The organism is Providencia sp. (genome assembly GCF_003533305.1).
Taxonomy (GTDB): domain Bacteria; phylum Pseudomonadota; class Gammaproteobacteria; order Enterobacterales; family Enterobacteriaceae; genus Providencia.
This window is the reverse complement of record NZ_DOEH01000022.1, coordinates 54,305-70,304: the sequence shown is the minus strand read 5'-3', so window position 1 is coordinate 70,304 and position 16,000 is coordinate 54,305. Positions and strand designations below refer to the sequence as shown.

Here is a 16,000-nt window from a genome sequence, read left to right as displayed (position 1 = left end):
CAACAAGAAGAAAAGTAGAATGGAGTTTACGGTTTTTATATTTTATTAATTCTATTTGCTCTAAGGAGTTTATGCTGTAGCTAGGCGGCAAGCGCGCTAAGCCCTAGGAGCATACATAAGTATGTGACTAGGGTTAGTGAGTGAAGCTAACGCCGCTACAGCGCGAAATATGAAGAGTAAAAAATCAAGCGTTAATGATTTGGCTAATCTCCACCGCCGAAAGATGATACTGACGCGGACAAGCGTGCCAAATAGCCAGCATTCTGACATACTTATCCCACATTGGTGTTTGCGAGTTAAAGCCATGAGTGCCACTATCAAAATGCGTATAACGCCCTTCAGTGTTCACCATAAAGCGAACGTAACTTAAGTAGCGGGATTCTGTTGGGGCATCAAAACCTAGGAATTGAACACGGCGGCCATCGATATCTTGTTGATTATCCATGTTGCCGAATGAGACCTGCAGTGCATGATACATTTCCATAATATCAATCACTGTCCGGCAGGTGTCTTCACTTAAATGGCCAAAATCTCTATCTAACTCACGCATTTGCAAGCCAAAACCACGCTCGATAATAGTTTGTGAACGGCGATAGCGCTCTGCATTCGCAGGGTCTAGCATGGTCATCATTTTATATTGATTAGATAAAATTAGGCGTTGGGCATTGGTCATTTCCATCATGGCTCTCCTAGAGAAAATTATTGATTCAATCTTCGCATTCAACAATCATGATAGACAGTAAAAACATAACTTTTATTGATCTAAACGGGTTTTTTATATTACTTGTTGTTAAGTCACACTTTTATTAGTCTAAAGCGCGATTATTTGGCCCAATAATCCCAGTTACTCAAAATAATTCAAATCATAACTAACTCTATATCCATAATAGATATACCTAGAGCTAGTTATTTTTTATCGATTTTATTTTACAAAATCAACGTGTTTGTTTTAGATATCTTCAAGAAATGACCGATCCAACTGCTTAAAAGCGCGTTTCAGCAAATCAGCAAGTGCCATATAGTCAGGTTGATGCTCGATGGGACCCATCGCAATACCGGCCTCGACAAATTTCTCACGGATCTCATAGAACCAGCTTAGTAACGTTGCAGGCAAAGGCGTTGCGGCCTTTTTACCTAACCACCATAAACCTTGCATTGGTAAACTACAGGCAAATAGTGCGGTTGCAATGGCTGGACCGAGTTGACCGCCGAGAGCTATTTGCCATGCTAAGGTGAAAATAGCCAATGGTGGCATGAAGCGAATACCGAAACGAACCGCTTTATTAATCCGGATCTCAGGAAAAATGGGAGCGAGTTTCTTTTCCATAGGAAAGGTCTTCAGATAACGATTTCCTAATCTGAATTTTTTAAAAAAACCCGGCGGTGTATTTTGTAATGTGCTCATGTATCGCTTCCTATGGACATCTTAAAAATCAAAGAATGTTACTTACTAGCTTACGCCAATCCGAGCGAGAACGCACACTCAGGTGACAGAAAAAATATTTTGCTTTATTTACCCTAAATCAAACTACTTTAGACAAAATCAGCTATTCTCTTACTTCTACCGCATTCGTATATCTACATTTGCTATAATTACAGTGATAGAGTGCTTATGATTTTAATCAATCAAACTGCCTGTATTTAAAAAAAACATATAAAATATAAAATAATTTTAGTAGAATTGACTCTATTTAGAATTGCTGTTGGATTTTGTTACTTTATAGCGCCGATAAATTAATAAGCTACAGTTATATATTGGGGTTTTGAACGTTATTTCAACACCAGACGTTAAATATTTCCTTATGGAAAATTTAATCAGAAAAATTAGCGCTTTATCCAAAATAATTTGAAATATAAACAGCACTAGGTCATTCCTACTGTAATTCAAAAAATGATGGGTAATTGCTTGAACCATGATATCAATCATGACGCTTTGAGCAATAAATGCGCTAGGCTCTAGCAGCTAATATTATTTTCTAAGTCTTTGTAAGCGAGTTAGGCTTTTTTAAAGACTTCACAACAACAATTAACGATAGGTATTTCCATGTCAAAGCTGGTACTGGTTCTAAACTGCGGTAGCTCCTCACTGAAATTCGCCATCATCGACCCAACTAATGGTGATGAATTTTTATCAGGTTTAGCTGAGTGTTTTAATCTGCCTGAAGCCCGTATTAAGTGGAAAATGGATGGCGCTAAACATGAAGCATCTCTAGGTGCTGGCGCTGCACATAGCGAAGCGTTGGACTTCATTGTTAACACTATTCTTGCTGAAAAACCTGAGCTATCTGCACAGATCACCTCTATTGGCCACCGCATTGTTCATGGTGGTGAGAAATTCACATCATCTGTGCTGATTAACGACGATGTTATCGCGGGTATTAAAGCCGCTATCCCATTCGCACCGCTGCACAACCCTGCTCACCTTATTGGTATTGAAGAAGCAATCAAATCATTCCCACATCTGATAACTAAAAATGTTGCGGTATTTGACACTGCATTCCATCAGACAATGCCTGAAGAATCTTACCTATATGCTCTGCCATATGAATTATATTCTGAGCATAGCATTCGCCGTTATGGTGCTCACGGTACTAGCCATTTCTATGTTTCTCGTGAAGCTGCGAAAAGACTTAATAAACCAGTTGATGAACTCAACGTTATCACTTGCCATTTAGGCAACGGTGGTTCTGTTGCTGCAATTGTTAACGGTAAATGTGTTGATACTTCAATGGGTCTAACTCCATTAGAAGGTTTAGTCATGGGAACTCGTAGTGGTGATATCGACCCTGCTATTATTTTCCATCTGCATGATTCATTAGGTATGAGTGTTGATCAAATCAACAAAATGCTGACTAAAGAATCAGGTTTACTTGGTTTAACAGGTGTCACCAGCGACTGCCGTTATGTTGAAGATAACTACGGTACTAAAGCAGATGCAACTCGTGCCATGGACGTTTTCTGCCATCGCTTAGCGAAATACGTTGGTGCTTACAGTGCACTGATGGAAGGCCGTCTTGATGCCATCATTTTCACCGGCGGTATTGGTGAAAACTCTGCACAAGTTCGCGAAATTACGTTGAAAAAATTAGCGATTCTGGGCTTTGAATATGACCACGAACGCAACTTAGCGGCACGCTTCGGTAAAGAAGGCGTGATCACTACTGATAACAGCCGTCCTGCATTGGTTATTCCAACCAACGAAGAATTGGTTATAGCACAAGATGCTGCGCGTCTAACCGCGTAACAAACTTAAGCCGCCAGCAATTAGCTGGCGGTTTTATTTTGCACAGAAAAAAGAGGTTCCCGTGTCCCGTACAATTATGTTAATTCCTACAGGCACCAGCGTTGGTTTAACCAGCGTCAGCTTGGGTGTCGTTCGCTCAATGGAACAAAAAGGCGTTCAACTAAGCGTCTTTAAGCCAATCGCCCAGCCACGTATTTCAGGCAATAAAGATCAAACCACTGAAGTATTACGCTCCCATTCAAGCATCACAACGATTGTCGAACCGCTGACAATGGAATATGTAGAATCGCTGCTGACTTCATCAAAAAAAGATATTTTGATGGAAGAGATTGTCGCGCGCTACCATGACCATACAAAAGATGCTGAAGTCATTCTTATTGAAGGTTTAGTTCCAACTCGTAAACACTCTTTTGCACAATCATTAAACTATGAAATTGCTAAAACATTGGGCGCGGAAATTGTTTTCGTTACCGCTCCGGGTAATAGCAGCATCACACAAATGCAAGAGCGTCTTGAGCTAGTCCGTAACGAGTTTGGCGGTCAACGCAATAAGAACATTATTGGTGTCATGATCAATAAAGTGAATGCACCTGTTGATGAACAAGGTCGCACTCGCCCTGACTTGTCAGAAATTTTTGATGATTCAACCAAAGCAACTATTGCTAACATTGATACTAAATCACTGACCTCATTGAATTTGCCCGTCCTTGCGTCTATTCCATGGAACTTTGATTTAATTGCTACTCGTGCAATTGATATGGCAAAACACTTGAATGCTAAAGTGGTTAATGAAGGTGAAATCAAAACTCGCCGCGTTAAATCAGTTACATTCTGTGCTCGCAGTATTCCACACATGCTTGAGCATTTCCGTCCGGGTTCATTATTAGTCACCTCAGCGGATCGTCCTGATGTATTAGTTTCTGCTTCATTGGCTGCAATGAATGGCGTTGAAATCGGTGCGATACTGCTTACAGGCGGCTATGATATCGATGCACCTATTCGCAAATTATGTGAACAAGCATTTGAAACTGGTCTGCCAGTTTTCATGGTTGATAGTAATACATGGCAAACTTCACTGAATCTGCAAAGTTTCAGTTTAGAAGTCCCAGCAGATGACCATGAACGTATCGAAAAAATTCAAAACTATGTTGCACGCCATATTAGTAGTGATTGGATTGAATCACTGGTTGCTGACTCAGAGCGCCCTAATCGTCTATCACCACCAGCGTTCCGTTATCAATTAACTGAACTTGCACGTAAAGCCGGAAAACGCATTGTACTGCCAGAAGGTGACGAACCTCGTACAGTCAAAGCTGCTTCAATTTGTGCAGAACGTGGTATCGCAACTTGCGTGTTATTAGGTAATCCTGATGATATTCGCCGTGTTGCTGCGGCTCAAGGTATTGAGCTTGGCACTGGTATTGAAATTGTTGACCCAATCAAAGCGCGTGAAGAATATGTCGCTCGTTTAGTCGAATTGCGTAAAAGCAAAGGAATGACAGAAGTTGTTGCACGTGAACAACTTGAAGACAACGTCGTTCTGGGTACATTGATGCTAGAAAAAGGTGAAGTTGATGGCCTCGTTTCTGGTGCAGTTCACACCACAGCTAACACCATTCGCCCACCACTTCAGTTGATTAAAACGGCGCCAGGTAGCTCATTGGTTTCATCTGTGTTCTTTATGCTGCTGCCTGAACAAGTGTTTGTTTACGGTGACTGCGCAATCAATCCAGATCCAACAGCTGAGCAATTGTCTGAAATCGCTATCCAATCTGCCGACTCAGCAAAAGCCTTTGGTATCGACCCTCGCGTTGCAATGATTTCCTATTCAACAGGTAATTCAGGTGCAGGTAGTGATGTTGAGAAAGTTCGTGAAGCGACTCGCTTAGCACAAGAAAAACGTCCTGATTTAATCATTGATGGTCCATTACAGTACGATGCGGCAGTAATGGCGGATGTGGCTAAGTCTAAAGCGCCAAATTCACCTGTTGCAGGTAAAGCGACTGTCTTTATCTTCCCTGACTTGAATACTGGTAATACTACCTACAAAGCAGTACAACGTTCAGCTGACCTCGTGTCAATTGGACCGATGCTACAAGGTATGCGTAAACCGGTTAATGACTTGTCTCGTGGCGCACTGGTAGACGATATTGTTTACACTGTGGCACTGACAGCAATTCAAGCTGCGCAGAATGAAGGTGCATAATTCATTATCTTAATGAAGCTATGAATTAAGACACAAATAAAATGCTAGCCAATGAACTTGGTTAGCATTTTTTATTGGACGTCGTTCAACAGTTCTCTGCCCTCATCTAATGAAAACGTCATTGCTATGTACTGATTGGATTTAAAATATTAATGACAGATTGTCTTAACCAATTTAATGCATTATCACCATCACTTCGTTCATGCCAAATCATTTGAAACTCTAACGTAGGCATATCTAATGGTGGCTCAAATATGACAAGACTATTGCTCAATTGTTGAGGTAAGGCTTTTTTAGCCACAGTCAGTATCAAATCGCTATTTTCTAATAATTGAGAAGCAATCTGCCAATAAGGTACTGTAATCGCAATACGTCGTTGTTGATTAAGTAATTTAAGGGCGTAATCAACTTCATTAGCATCATAGGGTTTCATACTCACTGAAATATGAGGGTAAGAGAGCCACTGAGTTAAATCCATTTGCTCATTAGGACATATTGTTTTATCTGCTACACTAACCATAGTATCGCTAAAAATTGATTGCCCACGTAACGTATAATCAAGTGCATTAAACACCCCAAAAGCTAAATCTAAACTCCCTTCATGTAATTTATTTTGCATTTCTTCTCGACTACAATGCCAAATTTTCAAATCGACATCTGGCGCATTTAAACGCAAGTAGTGAGCGAGTTTGGTTGCGATGATCGCAGCGCCATAATCTGACATCGCAATATTAAATCTGCGATGACAATGGGATGGCTTAAAATTTTGTTGTGCAATTAAATCATCAAGTTGTCCTAACGCCTGAGTCAACGGCAAATAAAGTGATTCGGCTTTACTGGTTAATTGATACTGGCCTTGTTGACGAATTAGCAGCGGATCTTGAAATAACTCCCTAAGCTGATTCAACGTGTGACTCACCGCAGGCTGACTTTTATGTAACGCTTCCGCAGCACGACTCACATGACGCTCACTCAATAGAGCTTGCAAAGTCACTAATTGATTTAAATCTAGTCTTCTTAAGTTATTCATGTGGCGAATAGTACCTTATAAAATTGTTCATTTCCCAATAGGCACCCAACTCATTACCCTTATAGTAAATCAAATTTGGTTAACTGTTAACCGTGAGGTAATGATGTCTACACTTTCTATTTCAGGGATTTTATTGATTTCTATGGCGCTTTTTGCCGGTGCCGTCGTACCTATTCAAGCCGCCAGTAATGCTATTCTAGCCCGTCATTTAGGTCATCCATTATGGGCCAGTGCAATTTCACTATTAGTCAGTATCATTGTATTAATTCCACTGCTATTTATTTTTAAAGTTCCTAAACCAAACTTTACGCTTGAGCTATTAAGTCAACCTATCTGGATTTGGTTTGGCGGTATTGCGGGAATGCTTTATCTCACCTCAGCCTTAATATTGGTACCTAAAATTGGTAGTACGACATTTTTTGTGATGGTGATTGCGGGGCAGTTAATGATTTCGGCTTTAATTGAACAATTCGGCTGGTTTGGTATGCCTCAAAACCCCATTCCTGTTAGCAAAATTTTGGGCATCGCCTTTGTCATCGTAGGTGTTTTATTTGTCCAATTTTCACGCAAATAATTATTCACAAAATATAAAATGCATCACTTAACAATGATGCATTTTATAAACTAGGATCTATTATTGAATCTGGCGAAGAGATAGGCTGTAAATATATTTATAATATTCAGATTGGTCAGGATAAACCAACTGAATTTGCAGTGGAAGATCAACTCCAGGGTCAATAGTATGTCCAGTAGTATTGCTTAATATAACATTTCCGTCGACCTCGACCTTTGTTAACCAATTTTTCTGACTTTCATACCAATTTTCAGAAACAACTGCACCTGAAGGTAGCTGAAAACTAAGCTCCCACTTATTGACTCTGGTATTCTGTGATTTTAAAGTCAACATATAGCTATATAAGTAACCACCTTCCCCTGCCCAACTTGCTTGGAACTCCTGTAATACTTCTAATTCTCTTTCCGCTGTTACAGTAACCGTTGAAGTAATATTATTATCACCTTCATTTTCATAACCGGCTGGTGGAGTCAAACTGCATACCAGATTTGTAGTACCCGTTGCTGATGAATTTGCATTCAAAGGTATATCAATAACGACTGAGTCATTCTGATATATATCAACCGGCGAATTAAATTCACCCACAGTCATAATTGCATCATTGCCTGATGTTGCGCCAACAATTAAACCATTAATGGTCACATTACTTTGATTTGTTATTTTCAGCGGAACTGATTTTGTTTCTCCGGTTAATAAAACAATTTGTTTATCCAGTGTCAATTTTAATGTAATGACACCTTTAACTTCAGCATTCACATCATAGGTATTACTTCCCTGATTAATAAAACCAATTGGTGTATAAATTCGAACACTCAGAGTTGTTTCACCTGTTTTATTTCCTTTGAGAGACACAGGTATTGTTGTTATTTCGCTTCCTGGAAGATCAATAATTTCAGGATAGGAAACGACGGTAATCAGATCATTATTTTTTACGGTAACTTCTAATGTAACGCCAGGAACGGTGATGCTGCTTTTATTTTCTATATTAAGCTCAATATTATTTTCCTGACCTAATATAACATTCAGTGGGCTTTCTGAAGATATTTCTAACGTGACTAATGCAACAGGCGCAGAAACAACAGAACGAGTTAAATCATTCCATCCCTGAGGGACCAGCGACGGAATAGATGACATTGCAGGCACATTTAATATATCACCATCAAGATTAAGGCCAGCAACCAATGAGGCTGCTTGATTCATATTATTGACTACGCAGGAAACACCATCATGTTGTCCAACATCAAATCCATATGATTCAAGTTCTTCTTGATCAAGTTGAATATCTGGTGATATTAATAAAATATCCCCAATCTCCGAATTGTTATAATCAACATTTGTATAAAGAGCCAATTTATCTGGCGGACATTTATCTATTCCTTTCTGATTCTTTAGTAATTCAACGGATTCATTTTCTAACATATTAAGCCCCATTAATTTGATGTAACAATTCAAACTCTAAATTAATTTAAATAATTTAGTTCTGATGATTAATATTTTTAAAGCCATAACAATAGAATGTTATAACCAACACAAATCATAATAGGGATTAACAGATACTTTACAAGATAACGACTCTAACAATCTTTAAGCATTACATCTATTTTTTATTCGTTAATTTTTTTAAAAAAGTAAAAAATGAATAACAAGCAACCATAGAAAAAAAATAAAAATGCCAAGTAACTTCACTACTTGGCATTTAATTTAACTCATCATTAATTTACACTTACTATTTCTTTTGTGTAAATAATGAAACTACTGTTGCAATCACAATATTTAAAATAAAGGCAGCAATACCGATATTCATAAAGTTCAGTCCATTACCCAACCATGGGAACAGCTGTGATAATGAAATGTGTTCTATATAGGTTACCGCAAGGAAAATCACTCCCGCGAGAATACCTGTAATTGCACCCATTGGAGTCATTGGATTACGTTGTTTGAAGCTCATCAATAATGCAGGAAAGAATTGAGCCACAATATTCACACCAAGCAACATAATAGCGACTAAAGTATCATTACTGTGGAAAATAAAATACAAGCTAACCAGTGCAACAAAAGGCACCATATAACGTGCATAAATTCCTGACTGGCGCTTTTCTTCACTGACATTCAATGCCTTTTGCACCACACCTGCAAGCATATTGGACGTAGTTAATAGCAACATTGAACCAGGTACGAGTGCAGTCAACATACCTGCTGCACCAATAAATCCAACTATGAGTGGCGAAAAGGTGGATTTCGAGATTTCAAATAATGATAAATCGACCATCGAGCCTTCAAGATGTGGGATCTGCAATATCGCTGCATAACCAACAAAGAAAGCAAATAACATAATTAAACTATATGCTGGAATTAAAATACTATTACGTTTTAATGATTTTTCATCTTTGGCGGTAAATACTGCGGCCATATAATGAGGCCAACAAAAATAAGCAATAACAGATAGGAATATTGTGGATATATACCAAGGTATGTTTAAACCCGTTTCAGCAAAGGTCAAATAATTCGGCATTGCTGTATCTATCGCTTTAAACATATCACCAAAGCTTCCGTAATAATGCAGTGGGATATAAATACCGATAAAAATAACCACAACCAAAATCATTAAATCTTTTAACGCAGATGTCCATGCAGAACCATGAATACCCGAAATCATTACAAATAAGGTCACAGCAATAATACCAATCCAGATTGCCATATCCGCAGGTATTGCCCCATAGGACGCTTGGGAAACGATAATCCCTAACCCTTTTAACTGTAAAACAAACAAAGGTACCATTGCTGCAATTGATATTAAACTAATGAGCAGCCCTAATCCCTGACTTTTATATTTAGCGGCAAACAAATCAGAAATCGTTCTAACATCATGATCTTTTGCAAAGCGCCAAATTCGAGGATGAACCCAATAAAGAAATATCCCCATAAACGCATTAACAGCCAAGGTATATAAAATTGCAGGCCCTTTACCATATGCCCAACCACTACCACCTAAAAAAGTAAATGTAGTATAAATTTCCCCTGCACTTAGCAAAAAAACTAATAAGGCGCCATAGCTACGGCTCCCCACAGACCACCCTTCGTGGTCCATCGTTTTGCCTTTTTTTGCTCGAATGGCTAAATAAATACTAAAAACGAAAAACGCAATAATGACAATAAGCGCAGAACTCATGGCGTTTCCTTAGTTGTTTTGTTATCTAATATATTGATTAGCAACATGATAAATACAGTGATAACAACCCATGTTACAATCCAAAACATAAGGAACGGAAGCCCCATAACAAAAGGTTCAACCCGATTGGCGTAATAAATACCTAGCGTTAATGCCAAGATCGGGAAAATAACTAAATAGTGATACCATTTCATAGAAAAATTCCTTCTTCAACTCACCCGAGAGAGACTAATTCGCGAGGTAAATGACTTAACATTTCCACACCATTTTCAGTAATAAGTAGCATGTCTTCAATCATTATGCCGCCTACACCAATACCGTAATAAGGTGTTTCAAGGCTCATCACCATGCCAGCGCGAAACACTTCTGTTGTCGCAGCGCTGACAAATGGCGCTTCTTCTAAACCAACAAAAACACCATCACCATGCCCCAAATGCCCTCGATTATAATGAGGAAGCCCTGAGCAGCGAATTAATGCCATCGTTTCATTGAATACGTCGCTTAATAGCACACCAGGCGCGATACGATTTAGCATATATTGATGACCTTTCAATATAGTTTGATATATTTGACTGACTTTTTCATTCGGCTTCCCAACAACAAAAGTACGCGCAATATCAGCACCATAGCCGGCAACATCAACACCACAATCAAATTTAACTAAATCACCTTCTTTTGCAGGCACATCATCAGGTAATAATTTTGGTGAAAAATCGCTTCCGACCGAAATTAAGTGAAAACGACTATAATTTGTATCTGGGTATTCCATCACTTTAGCTTTAAATGCAGCCGTTAGTTGTGCGGAAGTACAACCCACTTTAATTAATTTACTCGCCGCTTCAATGCCTGCCTCAGTAATTTGTGCACTTTTTCTGAGGTGATTAATTTCCCACTCACTTTTAATCATACGTAATTCATTAAATAGCGGAGATGAATCAACAAGGTTTAAACTCGGTATTATCTTCTCTAACCAAATCTTACCTGTATGTGTGATTTGCCCTAGCTCAATCGCAACAGGCTTCCCATATACGCCAGCGTCAGTTAACGCATCTTTTAGTAACGTAAAAACCGTTTCGATAGGACTGTTAATCGGTCTTGCTTTCACAACCTTGCCATTATCTGGATTAAAAGGATCATCAACATCGACCCAAATTGGAAACGTTTTAATATGTGTATTTGGCATTTGAAGCTGCAAGCTTGATGCTTCAAATTCATTCATAATCACAAGCGATTTAATCTCTGGATCACGAAAAATAACCGCAATAGCCGAGCCAGTTTGTCTAAAAGTATACATAAAGAAACTTGCGAAACCGGTTAAGTGATAAAAATTATCCCCCACGGTAGCGATCAAAGCTTCTATTCCATCGCGGTTCATTATTTCACGCGCTTTATAAGTGACACTTTCGAGGTGTTGTTGTTTTAACAAAAGATCTGCTTTATGAATTATCATTTTTATTCTCTTAGCCAGTAGTTTTATTCATACATCAAGCAATTACAAAACGTGACGCACAGGCGGATTATATCCTGAGTTGAAATAAATACATTGAATAACCTGCAAGCTAGATATAACCAATAGTTATATATTAGTCAAAGAACTGACATCTTAGAGAGTTGAAATTACGCTAAAAAAGCAAAAGGGCTAAATATATTAGCCCTTGAGAGATTTAATACTATTTGATTATGAGTTTTCAGCACAACTAATGGCTTTCTCAAACTCATTATTTCGTGTTAACCATAATGAAAGCGCTTTTAACGAGTCGGGGGTAAACTCATCACAACGTGCGCTGATTTCTTGTGGTGTTAACCAACTAACTTCAGCAACTTCAGTTTCTTGAAGCGCAAATGGGCCATGACTAACACAACTAAATAGCCCGCCCCAAACACGACAATTTTCATCTTCAAAATAAAAATGTCCATGCTCTGCAAAAGGAACGGCAGCAATACCGAGCTCTTCCTCTGCTTCACGTTTCGCAGAATCGAGTATGTTCTCACCTTGAGTCACCACTCCCCCTGCTGTTGCATCTAATAGGCCAGGGTGAAAATCTTTGATATCAGTTCGTTTTTGAATCAAAATTTTACCCGCACCATCATGAACCACGATATAAGTGGCACGATGACGCAAATTTTCGGCTCGCATCTGGCTGCGTGTCGCTTGAGCGATAACCATATTGTCATCATCGACAATATCAACCCACTCAACTAACTCGGTCTGTTGTTCCATCCTGAAAACCTTTTTTTAAGCCTGTAATACAGCTTTATGCCATAAATAGATTGCCCTAATAATTTAGGCAAATAATTTGATACAAGTTATGCTTTTCATCAGTCTGATGCAAGTGATCCTAACCAAATTTGTGTTTTGTTTCTATCACAATAAGGAGACTTTATTGTCTTAGAATAGTCGTCCAGATAACTTTTTGAAAGACTTTATCTTAAAGTCCACAAATCAATATCGCAGGTGCTATAGTTAGCAAATGGAAGTGACATAAATTCTCACAAATTTAAATTTAGACTATTGCGCTGCGGCTAGTAGTATGACAGGTATAAAGGAGCCAAAAAATGAAAATATTAATTACTGGTGGCACAGGCCTAATTGGCACTCAACTTGTCCAAGAGCTCGTCTCTCGCTCACATCAGATAACCGTCTTGAGCCGCTCTCCGCAGAAAGTTTATAGTCTTTTTTGTAAAGCAGTTGAATGCTGGACCTCCCTTAGTGATATAAAAAACTTAAATGATTTTGATGCTATCATCAATCTAGCGGGGGAACCCATCGCTGAAAAACGTTGGACTGATGAACAAAAAAAAATACTCTGCGATAGCCGTTGGAAAATTACGCAGCAGCTAACCGAACTTATCAATGCAAGTGAAACACCTCCAGCAGTATTCCTATCAGGTTCTGCCGTGGGTTACTATGGTGATCAAGGCCAATCTGTTATTACTGAGTTTGACCAACCCCATGACGAGTTTACCCATCAACTTGCTCAGCATTGGGAAGCGCTTGCACAAAATGCACAATCCTCTGCAACGAGAGTCTGCTTAATGCGCACTGGACTTGTTTTATCGCCAAAAGGTGGCGTATTAGAAAAAGTGCTACCTATCTTTAAAATGGCTGCGGGTGGTCCTATCGGTCACGGAAAACAATTCATGCCATGGATACATATCGACGATATGGTCAGAGCAATTTGTTTTTTACTCGATTCCCCTGAACTTTCTGGACCATTTAATATGACAGCGCCTTACCCTGTGCATAATGACCAGTTTGCCGCTATTTTAGGAGATATCATCAACAGACCTGCGTTTGTCCGCACCCCTGCTTTTGTTATTAAAACCATGTTAGGGGAATCTGCCGCTTTAGTATTAGGCGGACAGCAAGCTATTCCAAAACGATTAGAAGACGCTGGGTTTGAATTCAAATTTGTCGAATTAAAAGAAGCACTAACTGACTTGTTAGTGAAAGATGATACTTAGCTAAACGAATATGAGCCTATTTATCCCCTGTCCAACGGGTAAATAGGTCGTTTTCTAGCTCGATATCAAACTGATCAAGCACTCTATTGATAGTTTGATCCACGATATCTTGAATCGTTGCAGGTTGATGATAAAAAGCAGGCATGGGTGGCATAATAACAGCGCCCATTTCTGCCGCTTGCACCAATAAACGCAAATGACCTAAATGTAGTGGTGTTTCTCTTATGCCTAATACTAATTTCTTACCTTCTTTTAACACTACATCTGCCGCTCTGGTCACCAACGTATCAGTATAACTATGCACAATGCCAGAAAGGGTTTTCATGGTGCATGGCATTATTACCATGCCAGCGGTACGAAATGAACCTGAGGAGATAGCGGCTGCAATATCACGACTATCATAGACATGGTCAGCTAGCTGATGTACATCTTTAACGCTATATTGAGTTTCTAAGGCTAATGTCTGGCGAGCCGCCGCACTTATCACCAAATGAGTTTCTACATTTTGTACAGGTTTTAATACTTCCAGCAATCTAATGCCATAAATCGCACCACTTGCCCCAGTTAACCCAATGATAAGTTTCTTCATACAGCTTTTCCGTTTAATCAAAGTCATCGGTAATAATAGTAGCAATTATTACAAAGAAAAGCCCTTAAATATATAAATCATGATCCTAACGATTCGTTAGCCTGCAAAGAGACATTAATCATAATAAATAACATCAATAGATACAAAAGTACCCGCGATTAAGGCGGGCACTTAAATTAAATAATAAGGAAATGTATAAAACTTAACCTTCGTTGTAGATTTCTAAATCTTCAACTTCATTCTTATCTTTAAGCTTTAACTCATCATCTCTACGTAGATTTTCAAGGTAATCTAAATAGCTTTGATCAATATCTTTAGTGACATAAATACCATCAAAAACCGAACACTCAAATTCATTAATTTCAGGATTTTCTTCGCGAACCGCATCAACTAAATCGGTTAAATCTTGGAAAATAAGTGCATCTGCACCAATCAATTTGCGAATTTCGTCTACTTCCCGACCATGAGCAATCAATTCATTGGCATTTGGCATATCGATACCATAGACGTTTGGAAAACGCACTTCTGGCGCTGCTGACGCAAAATAAACATTTTTTGCCCCAGCCTCACGAGCGAGTTCAACAATTTGCTCAGACGTGGTACCACGAACAATAGAGTCATCGATTAACAACACGTTTTTATCGCGAAATTCGGCACGGTTTGCATTGAGTTTACGGCGGACAGATTTACGACGCTCCTGCTGACCAGGCATAATAAAAGTACGACCAACATACCGATTTTTCACAAAACCTTGTCGATAAGGCTTATCCAAGATATGTGCAATTTCTAATGCAATATCGCAGGATGTTTCTGGAATAGGGATCACCACATCAATATGTAAATCATCCCATTCACGCGCAATTTTAGCGCCCAGTTTTTGTCCCATACGCAATCTTGCGTTATATACCGATATTTTATCGATAAATGAATCTTGGCGCGCAAAGTATACGTACTCAAAGATACACGGCGTCAATTGTGGGTTATCAGAACATTGGCGTGTAAATAACTGACCTTTTTCTGTTACATACACCGCCTCACCTGGTGCCACATCACGCAAAAATTCAAATCCTAGCGTATCAAGCGCAACACTTTCAGAAGCAACCATGTATTCATGCGCACCGTTTTCAAGAATACGGCGACCTAATACAAGAGGGCGAATCCCATGAGGGTCACGGAATGCCAACATGCCATGGCCAATAATCAATGCAACGCAGGCGTAAGCACCACGTAATTTTTTATGCATCGCAGAAACGGCACTAAAAACATTATCTGGTTCAAGAGGAAAATGATCGAAACGGTCTAATTCATACGCCAACACATTCAATAAAATCTCAGAATCTGAAGTCGTATTCACATGGCGGCGCGCTGTCTCAAATAAACTCCGCATGAGTTCGTGAGCGTTTGTCAGATTACCATTATGAGCAAGTGTGATTCCAAAAGGAGAGTTTACGTAGAAAGGTTGAGCTTCAGATGCGCTAGAGCTGCCAGCCGTTGGATAACGAACATGTCCCAGCCCCATACAACCTTGCAATCTGAGCATATGGCGAGTTTCAAAAACATCTTTAACTAAACCATTCGCTTTACGTAAACGAATATTGTTATTGCCATCGATAGTAGCAATACCTGCTGCATCTTGCCCACGGTGCTGTAGCACCGTCAATGCATCATAAATTGATTGGTTTACCGGTGTAACACCGGCGATCCCGACAATACCGCACATTAG

The 16,000-nt window shown here is 39.2% G+C and carries 14 protein-coding genes; 4 read left to right on the top strand and 10 right to left on the bottom strand.

The features are described 5' to 3' along the window. Nucleotides 1–184 precede the first annotated feature (184 nt). A complete protein-coding gene (locus DD649_RS14195; protein ID WP_336430872.1) occupies nucleotides 185–679 on the bottom strand; it encodes a YfbU family protein in 495 nt (164 codons plus the stop codon). Between the two features lie 270 nt (nucleotides 680–949). After that, complete coding sequence (gene yfbV / locus DD649_RS14190; RefSeq protein ID WP_294107996.1) at nucleotides 950–1,405, bottom strand: terminus macrodomain insulation protein YfbV; 456 nt, start codon at nucleotides 1,403–1,405, stop codon at nucleotides 950–952. Nucleotides 1,406–2,044: 639 nt separating this feature from the next. Between yfbV and ackA the strand changes: the two genes are divergently transcribed. Together ackA and pta are read left to right on the top strand one after the other, a co-directional pair. After that, nucleotides 2,045–3,244 (top strand): acetate kinase, encoded by a 1,200-nt coding sequence (ackA, locus tag DD649_RS14185; RefSeq protein WP_294107994.1) that lies wholly within the window; start codon nucleotides 2,045–2,047, stop codon nucleotides 3,242–3,244. Between the two features lie 61 nt (nucleotides 3,245–3,305). Then, nucleotides 3,306–5,450: a phosphate acetyltransferase gene (pta, locus tag DD649_RS14180; RefSeq protein WP_294107992.1), complete on the top strand. Its 2,145-nt coding sequence runs from the start codon at nucleotides 3,306–3,308 to the stop codon at nucleotides 5,448–5,450. 124 nt (nucleotides 5,451–5,574) lie between these two features. Here the strand turns inward: pta and DD649_RS14175 are convergent, their stop codons facing one another. Further along, complete coding sequence (locus tag DD649_RS14175) at nucleotides 5,575–6,480, bottom strand: LysR family transcriptional regulator (RefSeq protein ID WP_294107990.1); 906 nt, start codon at nucleotides 6,478–6,480, stop codon at nucleotides 5,575–5,577. 103 nt (nucleotides 6,481–6,583) lie between these two features. On the opposite strand from DD649_RS14175, the gene DD649_RS14170 reads away from it, so the two are divergent. After that, complete coding sequence (locus tag DD649_RS14170; protein ID WP_294107988.1) at nucleotides 6,584–7,054, top strand: DMT family transporter; 471 nt, start codon at nucleotides 6,584–6,586, stop codon at nucleotides 7,052–7,054. Nucleotides 7,055–7,114: 60 nt separating this feature from the next. Here DD649_RS14170 and DD649_RS14165 read toward each other — a convergent pair whose 3' ends face one another. From DD649_RS14165 to yfcD, 5 genes are all read right to left on the bottom strand, one after another. Then, complete coding sequence (locus DD649_RS14165) at nucleotides 7,115–8,473, bottom strand: hypothetical protein (protein WP_294107986.1); 1,359 nt, start codon at nucleotides 8,471–8,473, stop codon at nucleotides 7,115–7,117. 307 nt (nucleotides 8,474–8,780) lie between these two features. Further along, entirely contained in the window at nucleotides 8,781–10,223 is a 1,443-nt protein-coding gene (locus DD649_RS14160; protein WP_294107984.1) for a sodium:solute symporter, read from the bottom strand. Further along, nucleotides 10,220–10,417: a DUF3311 domain-containing protein gene (locus tag DD649_RS14155; RefSeq protein ID WP_336430862.1), complete on the bottom strand. Its 198-nt coding sequence runs from the start codon at nucleotides 10,415–10,417 to the stop codon at nucleotides 10,220–10,222. The genes DD649_RS14160 and DD649_RS14155 overlap by 4 nt, the downstream gene beginning before the upstream one ends. A gap of 20 nt (nucleotides 10,418–10,437) precedes the next feature. Then, entirely contained in the window at nucleotides 10,438–11,649 is a 1,212-nt protein-coding gene (locus DD649_RS14150; RefSeq protein WP_336430871.1) for a M24 family metallopeptidase, read from the bottom strand. A 252-nt stretch (nucleotides 11,650–11,901) separates the two neighbouring features. Next, nucleotides 11,902–12,444, bottom strand: coding sequence for an NUDIX hydrolase YfcD (yfcD, locus tag DD649_RS14145; protein WP_294107981.1), 543 nt, complete (start codon nucleotides 12,442–12,444; stop codon nucleotides 11,902–11,904). 335 nt (nucleotides 12,445–12,779) lie between these two features. On the opposite strand from yfcD, the gene DD649_RS14140 reads away from it, so the two are divergent. Continuing rightward, entirely contained in the window at nucleotides 12,780–13,688 is a 909-nt protein-coding gene (locus DD649_RS14140) for a TIGR01777 family oxidoreductase (RefSeq protein ID WP_294107978.1), read from the top strand. A 16-nt stretch (nucleotides 13,689–13,704) separates the two neighbouring features. On the opposite strand, the gene DD649_RS14135 is transcribed toward DD649_RS14140, so the two are convergent. Then, complete coding sequence (locus tag DD649_RS14135; protein ID WP_294107976.1) at nucleotides 13,705–14,277, bottom strand: UbiX family flavin prenyltransferase; 573 nt, start codon at nucleotides 14,275–14,277, stop codon at nucleotides 13,705–13,707. Nucleotides 14,278–14,479: 202 nt separating this feature from the next. Then, nucleotides 14,480–15,997 (bottom strand): amidophosphoribosyltransferase, encoded by a 1,518-nt coding sequence (gene purF, locus DD649_RS14130; RefSeq protein WP_294107974.1) that lies wholly within the window; start codon nucleotides 15,995–15,997, stop codon nucleotides 14,480–14,482. Nucleotides 15,998–16,000: the final 3 nt, after the last annotated feature.